Here is a 16,466-nt window from a genome sequence, read left to right as displayed (position 1 = left end):
TGGGGAGGTCAGCCGCCCTTGCGGATCACGTAGATCTCGGCCGCGCCATCGGCGCGCGTCTCGATCAGCGCATGGCCGGCTTCGGCGCAGAAATGCGGCACGTCCACCACCGCTGCCGGATCGTCGGCGCGGAGCTCCAGGATTGCCCCATCTTCCATGGATTTCAGGCGTTTGCGCGCCTTGAGTACGGGCAGGGGGCAGAGCAGGTGGGTGGCGTCGAGTGTCTCGGGCATGGCTCAGGTCTAGGAGCCGCCGCGAGGCTTGTCCAGCGCCTTACTCTCGCCACGAAACCGGGCTAGGATCGGGGGCAAAAGAGTGAGTGGCAGATGGGCAGTGGCGACAAGCGAAGGGTCGGCAAGCGCCGGGTGTTCTATATCCCCGGCTACGACCCGATTCACCCGCGCCGCTACCGCGAGCTCTATCGGCGCGAGGCCGCCAGACAGGCCGCGATCTCGGGCTATGACATCGCGTTGCGCCCGCGCGCCAAATCGCGCAACTACGGCTGGCATGTCACCGGCGAATTTGACGGCGCCGTGGTCGAGACCGAGGTCGAGGTGCTGGTCTGGTCCGACATCGTCAAGCATTCGATGGGCCACGGCATTTTCATCAGCTACTTGCGGATGATCTATACCGCGATCGCCTATATCGGCTCGGGCGCCTTCTGGCGGTTGGCCAGGCTGCAAAAGGGGCCGGTGATCGCGGCGCTCTATCCTGTGGTGATGCTGCTGCTCGAGGCGGCGCTGGCGGCGCTGGTGGTCTGGGGCGCGGTCAAGCTCGGGCTGCTGCTTTCGCCCTGGGTCGGCTGGCTCGGGCCGCTGGTAGGAGGAGCGGCGGGGCTGGCGCTGGCCTGGGCGCTGCTGGAACAGTTCAGAAGGTGGGACGGCAAGCTTTTTGTCTATTACCTGATGCACGATTATTCCTACAACGCCCGCGCGTTTGGCGCGATGCCCCCCGAGCTCGAGGCGCGGATCGCGGAATTTGTCGAGAGCATTGCCGCGGCCTGCGATGACCCGGTCGACGAGATTCTGGTGATCGGCCATTCCTCGGGCGCGCATCTGGGCGTGTCGGTGCTGTCCGATCTGATCCGCGCCGGCCATGTGCGCCCAGACGGACCAGCACTGGGCTTTCTCAGCCTCGGCCATGTGGTGCCGATGGTCAGCTTTCTGCCGCGCGCCTGGCGGCTGCGCGCCGATCTTGCCTATCTGTCCGAACGCGACGAAATCTTCTGGGTCGATGTCACCGCGCCCGGAGACGGCTGCGCCTTTGCGCTCTGCGATCCGGTGGCGGTCACCGGAGTGGCGGGGCCGGCGAAGAAATGGCCGCTGGTGTTCTCGGCCGCCTTTACCAAAACGCTCTCGCCAGAGCGCTGGAGGGCGCTGCGCTGGCGGTTTTTCCGGCTGCATTTCCAGTATCTCTGCGCCTTCGACCGCCCCGGCGACTACGATTATTTCCAGATCACGGCCGGCCCGGACACCCTGGCCACGCGCTATCGTAACCGCCGCTCGTCGCGGTCGGTGATCGACCGACCGGTCAACAAATTTACCTCGACCGCGCCATGAAACGCCCGCCAAAACCGCCCGCGCGCGCCGACAAGGTGTCGCTTCTGCGTTACATGTCGCTGTTTCGCAAGGATATCCTTTCGGCTCAGCCGGCGCGGCTTTATCGCGCCTGGATGGCCGAGTTCCGTACGCCATTCTTTCGCTCCTTCCTCGTCAACCAGCCCGACCTGGTCCGGGCGGTCCTGAAAGAGCGGGCCGATGATTTCCCGAAATCCGACCGCATCGGCGAGGGGCTGCGGCCGCTTCTGGGCAACTCGGTCTTTGTCACCAATGGCGAGACCTGGAAACGCCAGCGCCGCATCATCGACCCGGCTTTCGAAGGCGGGCGCCTGCGGCACGGCTTTCCGGCGATGCGCGCCGCGGCGGAGGCGGCGGTGCAGCGGATGGCGGCGCATAGCGGCGAGACGCTGGAGGTCGAGGCCGAGACCAGCCATGCCGCCGCAGACGTGATCTTTCGCACGCTGTTCTCGATTCCGATCGAACATGAGATCGCGTCGCAGGTCTTTGCCGAGTTCCGCCACTACCAGCGCAGCCAGCCGATCCTGAACCTCGCGGCCTTTGTGCCGCTGCCGAAATGGATGCCGCGGTTCTTTCGCCGCGACACCCGGGCGTCGGCCAGGACCATCCGCCGCCTGATCACCCGGCTGACCACCGCGCGCATGGCCGAGATCGCGGCCGGCACCGCCCCCGATGATCTTGCCACCAAGATCATGAGCACGCCCGACCCCGAGACCGGCGAGACCTTTACCACCGAGGAAATGGTCGACCAGGTGGCGATCTTCTTTCTTGCCGGCCATGAAACCAGCGCCTCGGCCCTGGCCTGGACGCTCTATCTCTTGGCGCTGTACCCGGAGTGGCAGGAGCGTTTGGCGGAAGAAGCGCAATGTCTGCCGGAGCTTTTGCCCGAGGCGAACGGTTCAGCGCAAGCGGCGCCGGATTTCGGTGTCATGGCCAAGCTGCGGCTGTCGCGCGATGTCTTTCGCGAGGCGCTCAGGCTTTATCCGCCGGTGCCGATGATGGTGCGCGAGGCACATTGCCCCGAAAGCTTCCGCGACCGCGAGGTGCCCAAGGGCAGCCAGATCGTGCTGAGCCCCTGGCATCTGCATCGCCACGAACGGCTCTGGGAGCGGCCGGATGAATTCGATCCCGGACGCTACGCCACCGATAACGGCAAGACCTGCCTGCGCGAGGCCTATCTGCCGTTCTCCGCTGGCGCGCGGGTCTGTCCCGGGGCGGGGTTTGCCATGGTCGAAGGGCCGCTGCTGCTGTCCTACCTGCTGCGGCATTTCCGCTTCGCGCTTGGCGCGGGGCCGGCGCCGGTGCCGGTGGCGCATCTGACGGTGCGGTCCGACAATGGCATCTGGCTGCGTGTCGCGCCGCGCCTCAGCCCTGATCCTTGATCTTCGCCTCGAAGGCGCGCAGCCGGTCTTCGAGGAAACGTCGGCCGCGTTTGGCGGCCATGCGCACGCGCACGGCCGTCAGAAAGGCCTCTTCGGCCGTGGTCGAGGAGGCACCGATGATCTTGGCGGTCTCGGCGACAAGCGTTTCGTCGCCCATCAGCTCGGCCGCCTCGATCACGTCGCGGGCCAGGGCGTCGGCCAGATCCTCGGTCACTCCCATGGCAGGCCCTAGCGCGAGGTCTCGGTCAGGCGTCGTTTGACGTAATCCGAGACCGTGCCGATCATTGTGTCCATGTGATCGTTCTCGAAGAAATGCCCCGAGCCCTCGATCTCTTCATGGGTGATGGTGATGCCCTTCTGCTCGTGCAGCTTGCCGACCAGCGCCGTGGTGTCGGACGGCGGCGCGACGCGGTCGGCGGTGCCGTTGATGATCAGCCCCGACGAGGGGCAGGGCGCGAGGAAGGAGAAATCGTACATGTTGGCCGGCGGGCTGGCCGAGACGAAGCCGGTAATCTCGGGCCGGCGCATCAGCAGTTGCATGCCGATCCAGGCGCCGAAGGAGAAGCCGGCGACCCAGCAATGCTTGGAATTGTTGTTCATCGATTGCAGGTAGTCGAGCGCCGAGGCCGCATCGGACAATTCGCCGACGCCCTGATCGTATTCGCCCTGGCTTCGGCCGACGCCGCGGAAATTGAACCGCAGCACGGTGAAGCCCATGTTGTAGAAGGCGTAATGCAGGTTGTAGACAACCTTGTTGTTCATCGTCCCGCCAAACTGCGGATGCGGATGCAGCACGATGGCGATCGGCGCGTCCCGCTCTTTCTGGGGGTGATAGCGGCCTTCGAGCCGTCCTTCGGGACCGGGAAAGATGACCTCGGGCATAACGGGCTGTACTCCTCGCAAAGGTGTGGCAATTGTTGACGCAATTGTCCGTTAACCTTAGAATGGTTCTAAACCCGATGCCGGAAACGGAACGGGGCTTGTGGCAGATAAGCCTAATGGTTACTGAGGTCAACTGGCCTGGCGGGCGTCCTGGGGAGAACCGAATGAAGCTGAGTACCAAGGGGCGCTATGCAATGGTGGCGCTGGTCGATATCGCACTCCAGCCCGAGGGGCGCCTGGTGACGTTGGGGGAGATCTCGCAGCGGCAGGATATTTCTCTGCCCTATCTCGAGCAGCTCTTTGTCAAATTGCGCCGGGCCGAGCTTGTCGCCTCGGTGCGCGGCCCCGGCGGCGGCTACCGTCTGGCCCGGCCGACCACCGAGATCAGGGTTGTCGATATCCTCGGGGCGGTGGACGAGACGGTGGATGCGATGCACAAGGGGGCCGGCGCCAGCGGCGGGCTCTCGGGCAGCCGGGCGCAATCGCTGTCCAACCGGCTCTGGGAGGGGCTTTCGGCGCATGTCTATGTGTTTCTGCACCAGACCCGGCTGTCGGATATCGTCGGCAACGAACTGGCGCCCTGTCCGGCGGTGCCGGGATTGTTTGCGGTGGTCGATGATGGCTGAGCGTTGTTCGGGGCGGCATGCGGCGCGTGTTTCGGGGGCTCTGCCCCCGGACCCCCGGCGTATTTGCAAAGAGAAGAAGGGGCCGGCGCGTGCCTAGGGTCTATCTCGATCACAATGCCACGGCGCCGCTCGGTGCGGCCGCGCGCGGGGCGATGCTGGCCGCCATGGAGGTGGTGGGCAACCCGTCGTCGGTGCATTCCGAGGGCCGCCGCGCCAAGGGGCTGATCGAGACCGCCCGGCGGCAGGTCGCCGAGGCGCTTGGTGCCGGCGAGGCGGATATCGTCTTTACCTCCGGCGCCACCGAGGCGGCCGGGTTGGCGCTGGCGGGCCGCGGGCTGGCCTCGGCGGCGATCGAGCATGATTGTGTCGGCGCCTGGAGCGAGGGTGCGCTGCCGGTGGATGCGGCGGGCCGGGTGACGGTGGCGGACCCCGCCGCAACCGCGCTTCAGGCGGCCAACAGCGAGACCGGCATCCTGCAAGACCTGCCGGCGGGGCTGGCGCTGACCGATGCGGTGCAGGCCTTTGGCAAGGTGCCGTTTTCCTTTGCCTGGTCGGGGGCGCAGATGGCGCTGGTCTCGGGGCACAAGCTGGGCGGGCCGAAAGGCGTGGGGGCGCTGGTGTTGCAGCGCGGGCTGGATGTTGCGGCGCAGATCCGGGGCGGCGGCCAGGAAATGGGCCGCCGGTCGGGCACCGAGAACCTGATCGGCATCGCCGGTTTCGGCGCCGCCGCGGAACAGGCGGCGCGCGATCTGGCCGATGGCACCTGGGAGCGGGTGGCGGAACTTAGAAATATTCTAGAAAAAGCCATTGAGGCTCGGGAAAAAGAGATTATTTTAGTCGGGAAATCGACGTCGCGCCTGCCCAACACCCTTTGCATGATCGCACCGGGCTGGAAGGGCGAGACGCAGGTCATGGCGATGGATTTGGCCGGCTTCGCGATCAGCGCCGGTTCGGCCTGTTCCAGCGGCAAGGTCAAATCCAGCCGCGTGCTGCGCGCGATGGGATATGGAGAGCAAGAGGCCGCCTGTGCGATCCGGGTGAGCCTTGGCCCTTCGAACACGGAAGACGACGTGCTGCGCTTTGCCGAAGCGTGGTGCAGAGCATATGAAAAGCATCGCGCCCGCGCGGCGTGACACCGGAGGTAGATATCATGGCAGCTCTTGACCAGACCCAGGTCAAAGAAGGCGTCGACCAGGAGACCGTGGATGCGGTTCGCGAGGTCAGCACCTACAAATATGGCTGGGAAACCGAGATCGAGACGGAATATGCGCCCAAGGGGCTGACCCCCGATATCGTGCGGCTGATCTCGGAAAAGAACGAAGAGCCGGAATGGATGACTGAATGGCGGCTGGCGGCCTATGAACGCTGGCTGACCAAGAAGGAGCCGAACTGGGCGATGGTCGATTACCCCGAGATCGACTTCCAAAACCAGTATTACTATGCCCGTCCCAAGAGCATGACGGAAAAGCCCAAATCGCTCGACGAGGTCGATCCGGCGCTGCTGGCGACCTATGAGAAGCTGGGCATTCCGCTGAAGGAACAGATGATCCTGGCCGGTGTCGAAGGCGCCGAGGAGGCCCCGGCCGAGGGCCGCAAGGTGGCCGTGGATGCGGTGTTCGATTCGGTTTCGGTCGGCACGACCTTCCAGAAAGAGCTCAAGAAGGCCGGCGTGATCTTCTGTTCGATCTCCGAGGCGATCCGCGAACATCCCGAGCTGGTCAAGAAATACCTGGGATCCGTGGTGCCGGTCAGCGACAATTTCTACGCCACGCTGAACAGCGCGGTCTTCTCCGACGGCTCCTTTGTCTATGTGCCGCCGGGCGTGCGCTGCCCGATGGAGCTCAGCACCTATTTCCGCATCAACGCAGAGAACACCGGCCAGTTCGAGCGGACGCTGATCATTGCCGACAAGGGCTCTTACGTCTCCTACCTCGAAGGCTGCACCGCGCCGCAGCGCGACACCTCGCAGCTGCATGCCGCGGTGGTGGAAATCATCGTCGAGGAAGATGCCGAGGTGAAATATTCCACCGTTCAGAACTGGTTCCCCGGGGATGAGAACGGCAAGGGCGGGATCTACAACTTTGTCACCAAGCGCGCCGATTGCCGGGGCGACCGGGCGAAATGCATGTGGACCCAGGTCGAGACCGGCTCTGCCGTGACCTGGAAATATCCCTCCTGCATCCTGCGCGGCGATGACAGCCAGGGCGAGTTCTATTCGATCGCCATCACCAACAACTACCAACAGGCCGATACCGGCACCAAGATGGTGCACCTGGGCAAGAACACCCGCTCGCGCATCGTGTCGAAAGGGATCAGCGCCGGTTTCGCGCAGAACACCTATCGCGGGCTGGTCAGCATGCATCCGAAGGCCAAGAACAGCCGCAATTACACCCAGTGCGACAGCCTGCTGATCGGCGACAAATGCGGCGCACATACGGTGCCCTACATCGAGGTGAAGAACAATTCCTCGCGGGTCGAGCACGAGGCCACAACCTCCAAGGTCGATGACGACCAGATGTTCTATTGCCGTCAGCGCGGAATGGACGAAGAGGAAGCGGTGGCGCTGATCGTGAACGGCTTTGCCAAGGAAGTGCTTCAGGCGCTGCCGATGGAATTCGCGCTCGAGGCGCAGCAGCTGGTGGCGATCTCGCTCGAAGGCTCTGTCGGCTGAGACGAGGCAGGGGTGGGCCCTCTGGCCCACCGATGCCACGGCAGAAGGCAGAGGGCGCGCGCGCCCGCAAACACAGGCGACCAGAGATGATCCCACGTATCAAACGTATCCAGAAGCGTCTGCGCCTCGGCCGTCCGGTCGAGAGCGTGAAGCTTCAGATCGTGCAGGCACGGGTGCTGGAGCGGGCGGTGACCTTTTGCGTCAACATGAAGAACGACCCGGTGCAGCGCAATCATCGGCGCGGGCAGTTCTATGAGATGAGTGAGCTGTCGCGGCTGGCGTCGGTTTTCCCCAAGGGCGGCGTCTTTGTCGATATCGGTGCCAATGTCGGCAATCACACGCTGTTTGCCGCGCTGTTTCTGGGGGCGTCGCGGGTGATCCCCTTCGAGCCCAATCCCAAGGCCTTCGAGCTTCTGGTGAGCAACGTGCTGGTCAATGGCTTGCGCGACACGGTCGATCTCTCGAAACTGGGGGTTGGCGTGTCGGATGCGCAGGGCGGCGGCTTTGCCATGCAGGACCGAGACCGCAACCTTGGCGGCGCCAAGATGCTTGAGGGGCAGGGTGAACTCGAGGTGCATCGCGGCGACGCGCTGCTCGAGGGTGTGACGCCGGATTTCATCAAGATCGACGTCGAAGGTATGGAAATGCAGGTTCTGGCCGGGCTGAGCGGCGTGCTGGAGCGGGCGCGGCCGGTGATGATGGTCGAGGTCGACAACGCCGTCGAAGCGGACTTTCTGGCCTGGGTCACGGCACAGGGCTATGCGCTGTTCGCGACCCATCAGCGCTATCGGCTGAACAAGAACCACCTGATCTGCGATGCCGGCGATCTGGATCGGCTCACCGAAGCCTATGCCGCAAGCGCCCCCAAGGCCGAGGCACCGGCCGAATCGGCCGATGTGCTGACGCAAGGTGAGGTGTGATGTCTGTGATTTATCTCACATTGAAGCCAATGCCGACGCATTTCTGCCGCCTTCCTGCGCGAACTGTTGCAGAAACAAAAGACGCAAGAGGCAGCAGACATGATCGGCACGCAGGGGCAGGCGAGCTTTCAGGCCCGGATTTCCCGGATCAATTCCGGACAGGTGAGCCAGGTGCCGCAACCGGGGGTCTCGGACGGCAGTGGGACCTGCTGGATCACCCACAAGAGCGCCCGGCGGATGCAAAAGCGCGCCGCGCCGGAGACCGGTCGGACGGCGTCGCCCTCGGGCCTTTTCGGCTTTGTGCTGGGCCTGCTGGCGTTCGTGCTGTCGCAATTGGGCGGGTATCACCTGTTCGGCCTGCCCGATTCCAAGATGACCGGCGACATCCGCATGCTGCTGGATGGCGTCGGCGCGATGGCGGTGCTGGCGACCGTCTCGCTGGTCATTGCCGCCCCGTCGAAACGGCACATGGCGGTCAGGATTGCCGGCGTCGCGGTGGCGATGGCCACGATGCACAATCTGGTGCACATGGCGCCGGATGTCTTTGCGATGGCCTTTTCGGCCGAGTGGGTCGAGGCCACCCGCGCCGCGAGCGAACCCGGATCGATCCTGTTTCGCGGCGTGAGCATTCCGCTTTCCTGACAATCGAAAAATCCGAAATCAGCGCGGCGCAGCCCCAAGGGGCGGCGCTGCCTTCACGCGTTTACACGAGGTAGAAAAATGCTGGAAATCAAGAACCTGCACGTCAAACTTGAAGAAGAGGACAAGCAGATCCTCAAAGGTGTCGACCTGACGGTCGAAGCCGGCAAGGTGCATGCCATCATGGGCCCCAACGGCTCTGGCAAATCGACGCTCTCTTACGTTCTCTCGGGCCGCGACGGCTATGAGGTGACCGACGGCGAAGCGACGCTGGAGGGCAATGACCTGCTCGACATGGAGCCGGAAGAGCGCGCCGCGGCGGGCCTGTTTCTGGCGTTCCAGTACCCGGTGGAAATCCCCGGCGTCGGCAACATGACCTTTCTGCGCACCGCGCTCAACGCGCAGCGCAAGGCGCGCGGCGAGGAAGAGCTCAACGCCACCGAATTCCTCAAGCTGATCCGGGCCAAGGCCAAGGATCTCAAGATCGACGCCGAGATGCTGAAGCGTCCGGTCAACGTCGGCTTTTCGGGCGGCGAGAAAAAGCGTAACGAAATCCTGCAAATGGCGATGCTCGCGCCCAAGATGTGCATCCTCGACGAGACCGACTCGGGGCTTGACGTCGATGCGATGAAACTGGTGGCCGATGGCGTCAACGCGCTGCGCGACGAGGGCCGGGGCTTCCTGGTCATCACCCACTACCAGCGTCTGCTGGACCACATCAAACCCGACGTGGTGCACATCATGTCGAACGGCCGCATCATCAAGACCGGCGGGCCCGACCTGGCGCTCGAGGTCGAAGAGCGCGGCTATGCCCATCTGGTGGAGGAGGTGGCGTAATGGCACTTCCGCAAATCAAACAGGATGCCACCGAGGCGCGGATTGCGGCGCTCGACCTGCCCGTAGGCGGCTGGTCGGATGCGGCGCGGCAGTCTGCGCTGGGCCGGTTGCGCGAAATGGGCCTGCCCGGACGGCGCGACGAATACTGGAAATTCACCCGCCCCGACACGCTGACCCAGCCCGAGGCGCCGCGCGCCGCGCTCTTTGATCCCAAGGAAGCGCCGGTCTTTGACGAGGTCGAGCGGCTCAATCTGGTCTTTGTCGACGGGGTCTTCGATGCCGAGGCTTCGGACGATCTGGCGCTCGAAGGCGTGACGATCGAGCGCCTGGCCGAAACCAGAAGCGATCTGCACTGGGCCAAGGGGCTTTACGGCACGCTCGAGGCCAATGGCCAGGTGCCGGTGCAGCGCCCGCTGGCGGCGCTCAACACCGCCTTTGCCACCGACGGCCTGCTGATCCACGTGACCGGCACCCCGTCCAAGCCGATCTCGATCTGCTACGAGCACAAATCCGAAACCTCGGATGCGATGCTGCACCATGTGGTCAAGGTCGATGCCGGCGCCGAAGTGACCATTCTCGAGAACGGCCCGGCGGCGGCGCGGTTCAACAAGGTGATGGAGATCGACGTCGCCGATGGCGCCAGGCTGCACCACATCCGCACCCAGGGCCGCGACCACGAGCGCCAGGCCGTGACGCATGTCTTTGCCCGTCTTGGCGCGGAATCGGTGTTCAAGAGCTTTACCCTGACCGCCAACGGCGTGCTGACCCGCAATGAATGCGTGATCGAGCTCACCGGGGACGACGCGGTGGCGCATGTCGCCGGGGCCTGTGTCGGCGACGGTGACTTTCACCACGATGACACCGTCTTCGTGACCCATGACGCGGTGAACTGCGAAAGCCGCCAGGTCTTCAAGAAGGTGCTCCGCAACGGCGCCACCGGCGTCTTTCAGGGCAAGATCCTGGTCAAGGCCGGCGCGCAAAAGACCGATGGCTACCAGATCAGCCAGTCGCTGCTGCTCGACGAGGACAGCCAGTTTCTCGCCAAGCCCGAGCTCGAGATCTATGCCGATGACGTGGCCTGTTCGCATGGCTCCACCTCCGGCGCGATCGACGAGGAGGCGCTGTTCTATCTGCGCTCGCGCGGCGTGCCGGAGCCGCAGGCGGTCAACCTGCTGACGCTGGCCTTTCTGGCCGAAGCGGTGCAGGAGATCGAGAACGAGGCGCTGGCCGAAGAGATCACCGCCCGGATCGAGGGATGGCTCATCCGCCATCGGGACTGACACGACGCCATGGCTATCACACAGGACATCGTCGCCACCTATCGCGGCCCCGGCGCAGTGATGTGCCGGCTGCTGGCGCGCGGCCAGCGCGAGGACCGGGCGCTGGCCATTCTCATGGCGGGCTGCCTTCTGGTCTTTGTGTCGCAATGGCCGCCGCTGGCGCGTCAGGCGCATTTCGACGGGCAGGAGCTCAACCCGCTTCTGGGCGGCGCGCTGCTGGCCTGGGTGATGATCGCGCCGCTGATCTTCTACGGTCTGGCGGCGCTCAGCCATCTTCTGGCTCGCGCCCTGGGCGGGCAGGGCAGCTTTTTCGGCGCGCGTCTGGCGCTCTTCTGGGCGCTTTTGGCGGCCTCACCGCTGATCCTGCTCAACGGTCTTCTGGCCGGGTTCATCGGCGCCGGGCCGGGGCCCAAGGCGGTGGAGTTCATCAGCTTACTCGTCTTTCTGTGGTTCTGGATCGGCGGGCTGCGCGCAGCGGAAAGGCCAGAGACATGACCCGGACCGGCTGGCGCGATCTGGTGACCGAAACGCTGGTGGCGCCGCGTGTGGCGGCGGCGCGGCTGATCGTGCTCGATCTGCCGCGCCCGGTGCTCTGGCAGGCGCTGGTGCTGGTGATCGTGCTCAATGCGCTGGCCTTTCACCTCGGCATCCTGGCGGCACCGCCCAGCGCGCCGCTGCCGCCAATGATGGCGACGCCTTTCATGTTCGCCTTGACGCTGGGCTGCGGCGCGGTGGTGACGGTTTTTGCCATCACTTTTACCGGCAACTGGCTGGGCGGCGAAGGCGGGCTTGGCGATGTGCTGGTGCTAATCGTCTGGCTTCAGGCGCTGCGGCTGGTGGTGCAACTGGTCGCCACCGTGCTGACCCTTGTGGCGCCGGGACTGGCGCTCATCCTCCTGATGGCCGTGAACCTCTATGGCCTCTGGATCTTCGTGAATTTCATCGATGTGGCGCACCGCTTCGGGTCGCCGCTCAAGGCCTTGGGCGTGATCGCGCTGGCGGGGATCGGCATCGTTCTGGGCCTGGTCCTGATGCTCTCGCTGATCGGGGCCAGCACCGTGGGAGTATCCGCATATGTATGACGTGGCCGCAATCCGGGCCGACTTTCCGATCCTCGGACGCGAGATCAATGGCAAGCCGCTGGTCTATCTCGACAATGGCGCCTCGGCGCAGAAACCGAAGGTCGTGATCGACGCGGTGACCCAGGCCTATTCGATGGAATACGCCAATGTGCACCGGGGCCTGTTTTACCTGTCGAACCTCGCCACCGAGAAATACGAGGCCGTGCGCGGCACCATCGCGCGCTTTCTGAACGTGGCCGACGAAGACGAGATCGTGCTCAACACCGGCACCACCGAGGGCATCAACACCGTGGCCTACGGCTGGGCGATGCCCCGGCTGGAGGCCGGCGACGAGATCATCCTTTCGGTGATGGAACACCATGCCAATATCGTGCCCTGGCATTTCCTGCGCGAGCGCCAGGGAGTGGTGATCAAATGGGTCGAGATCGAGGCCGACGGATCGCTCGACCCGCAAAAGGTGATCGACGCCATGGGGCCGAAAACCAGGCTGGTGGCGGTGACCCATATGTCCAATGTGCTTGGCACGCGGGTCGATGTGGCGCCGATCTGCGCCGCCGCCCGCGAGCGCGGCATCGCCACGCTGATCGACGGCAGCCAGGCGGCGGTGCACGGGCCTGTCGATGTCGATGCGCTGGGCTGCGATTTCTATGCCATCACCGGCCACAAGCTCTATGGCCCCTCCGGTTCCGGCGCGATCTTCATGAAAAAGGCGCGCATGGCCGAGATGCGCCCCTTCATGGGCGGCGGCGACATGATCAAGGAGGTGCATCGCGACGGCATCCTCTACAACGACCCGCCGATGAAGTTCGAGGCCGGCACCCCGTCGATCGTGGCGACCATCGGTCTTGGCGCGGCGCTGGAGTACATGATGGGCCACGGCATGGACAATATCGCCGCCCATGAAGCGGCGCTGACCCAATATGCGCGCGGCCGGCTGGACGGGCTGAACTGGCTTCAGATCCAGGGCAAGGCGGCGGGCAAGGGGGCGATCTTTTCCTTCACCCTCGACGGCGCGGCGCATGCGCATGACATCTCGACCATTCTCGACAAGAAAGGCGTCGCGGTGCGCGCCGGCCACCATTGCGCCGGCCCGTTGATGGATCATCTGGGCGTGACGGCGACCTGCCGGGCCTCGTTCGGCATGTACAACACCGAGGCCGAGGTCGACGCGCTGATCGACGCGCTGGAGCTGGCGCACGATCTCTTTGCCTGAGGCGCGATTTTACGCCGATTTGCAATTGCAGCGCCCGCGTACTCTGAGTATAGAGGGCCCTGCACGCACCTGTAGCTCAGCTGGATAGAGCGCTGCCCTCCGAAGGCAGAGGCCAAAGGTTCGAATCCTTTCAGGTGCGCCAAACTTCCCTTAAAAATCCGTTTTTCTCCGAGTGTTGGCCGTCGCGTGCGGGCCAGACTGACACGCTGGTCGAAGGCTGGTTCGCGAACCAAATCGTTCTTGGTACCTTTACGCTGTCAGACCCCGAAGGTGACGCCTTCAGCCTGGCCGTCGATGATCCCCGGTTCGGCGTGCGGGCGACCGCCACCCCCGGGGCAATTCGAACTGTGCCTCCTGGCGGGCACAAATTCGACTTCGACCAGGAAAGCAGCATCGATGTTGCGATCACGGCCATGGAAACCGCAACCGGCGATGCGGCGCAGAGCAGCCAGACATTCACCGTCAACGTAACCGACGTGAACCGGGAGAATATCGATGCCGGGCGGCGACGGAGGATCTTGTGATGATCGCGGGCGGTGCCGCAAACATGACCCATGAGGGCGGGGCGGGCGATGACTGCCTGTCAGGGGCCGCGCGACGACACGCTCCGGGGCGGAGATGGCAACGACAGGATCCACGGCAATCAGGGGCGCGACGTGATCGCCGGCGGTTCCGGCGACGACGACCTGCGCGGAGGCACCGGGGCCCACGAGTTCCTCTTTGTACCGGGGCGCGGCAACGACACGATTTCCGATTTCGAACATTTCCAGGACGCCATTGTCGTCAGCGTGGCGCTGCTTGGCCCGGCCACGACCGGGGCAGAGGTGATCGCCATGTTCGCCGACACAAGCAGCGGCGTGGCTGTTCCGGATTTCGGAAGCGAAACCATAACTTTCTCGAACCTGACGCATTTCGACGACTTGGCGGATAACATCTTTAACGCCTGACGGCAGGGGCCATCAGCCCCCCAACGCCGCGATATTGCCCTTGTCGGGAAAGCAGGTGGCTTGCCGCTCACGGGCCTCCTGCCAGCGGCCGATCGAGCGGCGCGTCTTGTAGCCGGGCAGACCGTCGGCGCCGCCGACGTCATGGCCCATCGCCTCGAGCGAGCGCTGCGCGGCGGCGATGTCGGAGCGGAACAGCCTGTCGACCCGGCCCCAAGCCTGGCGGAAATCGCCGACGTTGAAACGAATGCGGTCGCCGACATGGCCGACAAAGAGCGCATAGAGGTCGGAAGTGTTGTAATCCTTGAGCACGTAGAAGTTCGGCGTCACCACGAACGCCGGCCCATGCCGCCCGGCGGGCATCATCAGATAACCTTCGCCGGGCAGCTCATGCGCCGGGAAGGGCCGGCCCGAGACCCGGGTGATGCCCATGGCGGCCCAATCGGCGATCGGGCGGCCCTGATCGGGGCCTTCCAGCGTACAGGAGACCGCATCCGGCACCATGACCTCGAACCCCCAGTCGCGGCCGGCAACCCAGCCGTGTTCGGCCAGATAATTGCCGATCGAGGCGATGGTATCGGCCTCGGAGCGCCAGATGTCGGCCTTGCGGTCGCCATTGCCGTCGGCGGCGTAGTTCAGAAAGCTCGAAGGCATGAACTGCGGCTGGCCGAGCGCGCCGGCCCAGCTGCTCTTCATCGCGCTCTCCGGCGCGTGACCGGCTTCGGCGATCTGCAACGCGGCGATCAACTCGGCGCTGAAATATTCCGCGCGGGTCGACATGAAACCCTTGGTGCCCAGCACGCGAAAGACATTATGCGGGATCGCCACCCGACCATAGCCGCTTTCCCGGCCCCAGATGGCAAGGATGATGCGGCCCGGCACGCCGGTGCGCCGCTCGGTCTGCGCCAGCGCGGTGGCGTGGCGTTGCGCCATCTGCTTGCCGATGCGGGTGGCGCCGTCGATGGAGTTGCGATTGAAGTACTTCGACGGCGCGCCGAATTCGGCCTGCCGCTGACGTTTCGGGGTCTCGGGCGCGGTGCCGGGGGGCACCAGATCCGGCAGATCCCAGTTGAGCGTGACCCCTGAAAAGGCCGCGTCAAAGGTGGCGCGCGAGACGCCCTTGGCCCGGGCGCGCGGCCAGATCTCTGACTGGATCCAGGATTGAAACTGTCGCTCGATGGCCGGCTTGTCCTGGGCCTGCGCGGTCACGGCCAGGAAAACGAGGGTCACGGACAAAAAAAACGCACGCACTGGGAACCTCCGGATATCTGGTGGGTTGTGGACATGGAACGTAACGAGGAAGGGCGGATATATCACCCGGTTTGCCAGTCACAGCACGGTGATGCCGCAGCGCAGGATCACAATTTGACAGACGGCCCTGTCGATTTCTATTGTGTTCGTCCGCCTGTGGACTGCCAAGGTCTGTTGCGCCATCTCCCCGGATGCGCAGCTTTGATGGCAGGGCCCCGGTGTGACGAAACCGGAGGAGAAAAACAAAACGCCGCCCAGATGGACGGCGTCAATCAGACTGGCAGTGGAAGCCAGGTTAGCGGCCCCAGGAGCGGACCGCGCCGCAATCCATGTGCACGAAGTTCGAGCTGGAGTACCGGCCGACGCCGCCTGCGCGACAGGCGGTGGCTGCCTTGGCGATCTGGTTGACCGAACGGCCCTTGAGGCTCACGTCGGCCGCCTGGCCCTTGAGGTGCAGCGAGTTCTTGGCAACGCCGCTGGAGCGGGCGCGCAGCATCGCATTGGTTTTCGGGCTGCGGTATCCCGACAGCAGCATGTAAGGCTCGGGCACATCAAGCAGATTGTGCGAGGCCGCCAGAATGTCGATGGCACGAAGGTCGATGTATTTCACATCGTTGGTGCGCCAGTCGCGCATGAATTTGTGGACCTCTTCGACCGCATCCTTGATATAGTCGCCCTCGACCCAATAAATCATGTCGAGCCGTTCGCCCGTCCGGGCCGAATACATCTTTATGCGTCGGATGTCGCCGCCGCCGCGAAGGAAGCCTGCTGCGTTGGAGTAGGTCGGTGCCGCTGTGACCAAAGTTGCCGCGAACGCGCCCAATAGGCCACGCCGCGAGATACCGCTGCCGCGAAGTTCTGTCATGTTGTATTGCGCCTGTCTGTCGCTCTCTAAAAGTTCAGCCCGCGATGTTACGCGGAACCTGCCATCTCATCCCCAGATGCGTGGTCTGTATGCCACATTGGGGATTTTTCGCCAACCGGAGATTCCCGCATGGCTGGCGTCTCGCAAAAGTTGGGCGAAAACTTGCTCAATATTCAAACTTCACGGCAAGAATGCGCACAAAACCCCCGATTCTTGTCCCCTGTCAATTCATGGGAAAGTCTCGGAAGTGTGCGTTACAGTACTTAAGAATATGTGAGTAGACAGAGGGATAAGACA

The 16,466-nt window shown here is 64.3% G+C and carries 19 protein-coding genes and 1 tRNA gene; 15 read left to right on the top strand and 5 right to left on the bottom strand.

All coding sequences use genetic code 11. The features are described from left to right. Positions 1-8: 8 nt before the first annotated feature. Positions 9-233 carry a sulfurtransferase TusA family protein gene (locus BMW90_RS03175; protein ID WP_048531274.1) on the bottom strand — a complete coding sequence of 75 codons (225 nt, stop codon included), beginning with the start codon at positions 231-233 and terminating at the stop codon, positions 9-11. A gap of 93 nt (positions 234-326) precedes the next feature. On the opposite strand from BMW90_RS03175, the gene BMW90_RS03170 reads away from it, so the two are divergent. After that, positions 327-1,559: a hypothetical protein gene (locus BMW90_RS03170; RefSeq protein WP_074834928.1), complete on the top strand. Its 1,233-nt coding sequence runs from the start codon at positions 327-329 to the stop codon at positions 1,557-1,559. Then, positions 1,556-2,959 (top strand): cytochrome P450, encoded by a 1,404-nt coding sequence (locus BMW90_RS03165; RefSeq protein ID WP_074834926.1) that lies wholly within the window; start codon positions 1,556-1,558, stop codon positions 2,957-2,959. Before BMW90_RS03170 ends, BMW90_RS03165 begins: the two co-directional genes overlap by 4 nt. On the opposite strand, the gene BMW90_RS03160 is transcribed toward BMW90_RS03165, so the two are convergent. Together BMW90_RS03160 and BMW90_RS03155 are read right to left on the bottom strand one after the other, a co-directional pair. Further along, positions 2,943-3,179 (bottom strand): hypothetical protein, encoded by a 237-nt coding sequence (locus BMW90_RS03160; protein ID WP_048531279.1) that lies wholly within the window; start codon positions 3,177-3,179, stop codon positions 2,943-2,945. The two genes, BMW90_RS03165 and BMW90_RS03160, sit on opposite strands and share 17 nt — an antisense overlap. An 8-nt stretch (positions 3,180-3,187) precedes the next feature. After that, positions 3,188-3,841, bottom strand: a complete 654-nt coding sequence (locus BMW90_RS03155) for an alpha/beta hydrolase (protein WP_048531281.1) — start codon at positions 3,839-3,841, stop codon at positions 3,188-3,190. Positions 3,842-4,005: 164 nt separating this feature from the next. On the opposite strand from BMW90_RS03155, the gene iscR reads away from it, so the two are divergent. The 13 genes from iscR (at position 4,006) to BMW90_RS03090 (ending at position 14,056) form a co-directional block, all read left to right on the top strand. Next, positions 4,006-4,467, top strand: a complete 462-nt coding sequence (gene iscR, locus BMW90_RS03150; protein WP_048531283.1) for a Fe-S cluster assembly transcriptional regulator IscR — start codon at positions 4,006-4,008, stop codon at positions 4,465-4,467. Between the two features lie 89 nt (positions 4,468-4,556). Further along, positions 4,557-5,600 carry a cysteine desulfurase family protein gene (locus BMW90_RS03145; protein ID WP_074834924.1) on the top strand — a complete coding sequence of 348 codons (1,044 nt, stop codon included), beginning with the start codon at positions 4,557-4,559 and terminating at the stop codon, positions 5,598-5,600. A 17-nt stretch (positions 5,601-5,617) separates the two neighbouring features. Beyond that, positions 5,618-7,138, top strand: coding sequence for a Fe-S cluster assembly protein SufB (sufB, locus tag BMW90_RS03140; protein WP_074834922.1), 1,521 nt, complete (start codon positions 5,618-5,620; stop codon positions 7,136-7,138). An 86-nt stretch (positions 7,139-7,224) separates the two neighbouring features. Further along, the gene (locus tag BMW90_RS03135; RefSeq protein ID WP_074834920.1) at positions 7,225-8,058 is read left to right on the top strand and encodes an FkbM family methyltransferase; all 834 of its coding nucleotides are present in this window, start codon (positions 7,225-7,227) and stop codon (positions 8,056-8,058) included. 99 nt (positions 8,059-8,157) lie between these two features. Then, positions 8,158-8,700 carry a hypothetical protein gene (locus tag BMW90_RS03130; RefSeq protein WP_074834918.1) on the top strand — a complete coding sequence of 181 codons (543 nt, stop codon included), beginning with the start codon at positions 8,158-8,160 and terminating at the stop codon, positions 8,698-8,700. A gap of 78 nt (positions 8,701-8,778) precedes the next feature. Further along, positions 8,779-9,534, top strand: coding sequence for a Fe-S cluster assembly ATPase SufC (gene sufC, locus BMW90_RS03125; RefSeq protein WP_048531290.1), 756 nt, complete (start codon positions 8,779-8,781; stop codon positions 9,532-9,534). After that, a complete protein-coding gene (gene sufD, locus BMW90_RS03120) occupies positions 9,534-10,814 on the top strand; it encodes a Fe-S cluster assembly protein SufD (RefSeq protein ID WP_048531292.1) in 1,281 nt (426 codons plus the stop codon). Before sufC ends, sufD begins: the two co-directional genes overlap by 1 nt. Before the next feature lie 9 nt (positions 10,815-10,823). Then, entirely contained in the window at positions 10,824-11,309 is a 486-nt protein-coding gene (locus BMW90_RS03115) for a YIP1 family protein (protein ID WP_074834916.1), read from the top strand. Beyond that, positions 11,306-11,896 carry a Yip1 family protein gene (locus tag BMW90_RS03110; RefSeq protein WP_074834915.1) on the top strand — a complete coding sequence of 197 codons (591 nt, stop codon included), beginning with the start codon at positions 11,306-11,308 and terminating at the stop codon, positions 11,894-11,896. Before BMW90_RS03115 ends, BMW90_RS03110 begins: the two co-directional genes overlap by 4 nt. Then, positions 11,889-13,109, top strand: coding sequence for a cysteine desulfurase (locus BMW90_RS03105; RefSeq protein ID WP_074834913.1), 1,221 nt, complete (start codon positions 11,889-11,891; stop codon positions 13,107-13,109). Before BMW90_RS03110 ends, BMW90_RS03105 begins: the two co-directional genes overlap by 8 nt. A 65-nt stretch (positions 13,110-13,174) precedes the next feature. Further along, positions 13,175-13,251: transfer RNA gene (locus tag BMW90_RS03100), tRNA-Arg, on the top strand. Then, positions 13,244-13,633, top strand: a complete 390-nt coding sequence (locus BMW90_RS03095; protein WP_074834912.1) for a cadherin repeat domain-containing protein — start codon at positions 13,244-13,246, stop codon at positions 13,631-13,633. The genes BMW90_RS03100 and BMW90_RS03095 overlap by 8 nt, the downstream gene beginning before the upstream one ends. 48 nt (positions 13,634-13,681) lie before the next feature. Further along, a complete protein-coding gene (locus tag BMW90_RS03090) occupies positions 13,682-14,056 on the top strand; it encodes a calcium-binding protein (RefSeq protein ID WP_074834910.1) in 375 nt (124 codons plus the stop codon). A gap of 12 nt (positions 14,057-14,068) precedes the next feature. Here BMW90_RS03090 and BMW90_RS03085 read toward each other — a convergent pair whose 3' ends face one another. Both BMW90_RS03085 and BMW90_RS03080 read right to left on the bottom strand, forming a co-directional pair. Beyond that, a complete protein-coding gene (locus tag BMW90_RS03085; protein WP_074834909.1) occupies positions 14,069-15,304 on the bottom strand; it encodes a lytic murein transglycosylase in 1,236 nt (411 codons plus the stop codon). 295 nt (positions 15,305-15,599) lie between these two features. After that, positions 15,600-16,169, bottom strand: a complete 570-nt coding sequence (locus tag BMW90_RS03080; RefSeq protein WP_048531336.1) for a peptidoglycan L,D-endopeptidase MepK — start codon at positions 16,167-16,169, stop codon at positions 15,600-15,602. Between the last annotated feature and the right edge of the window lie 297 nt (positions 16,170-16,466).

Source organism: Marinovum algicola (assembly GCF_900109145.1).
Lineage (GTDB): Bacteria > Pseudomonadota > Alphaproteobacteria > Rhodobacterales > Rhodobacteraceae > Marinovum > Marinovum algicola.
The sequence above is the reverse complement of the archived record's forward strand: the minus strand, read 5'-3'. Positions and strand labels throughout refer to the sequence as shown.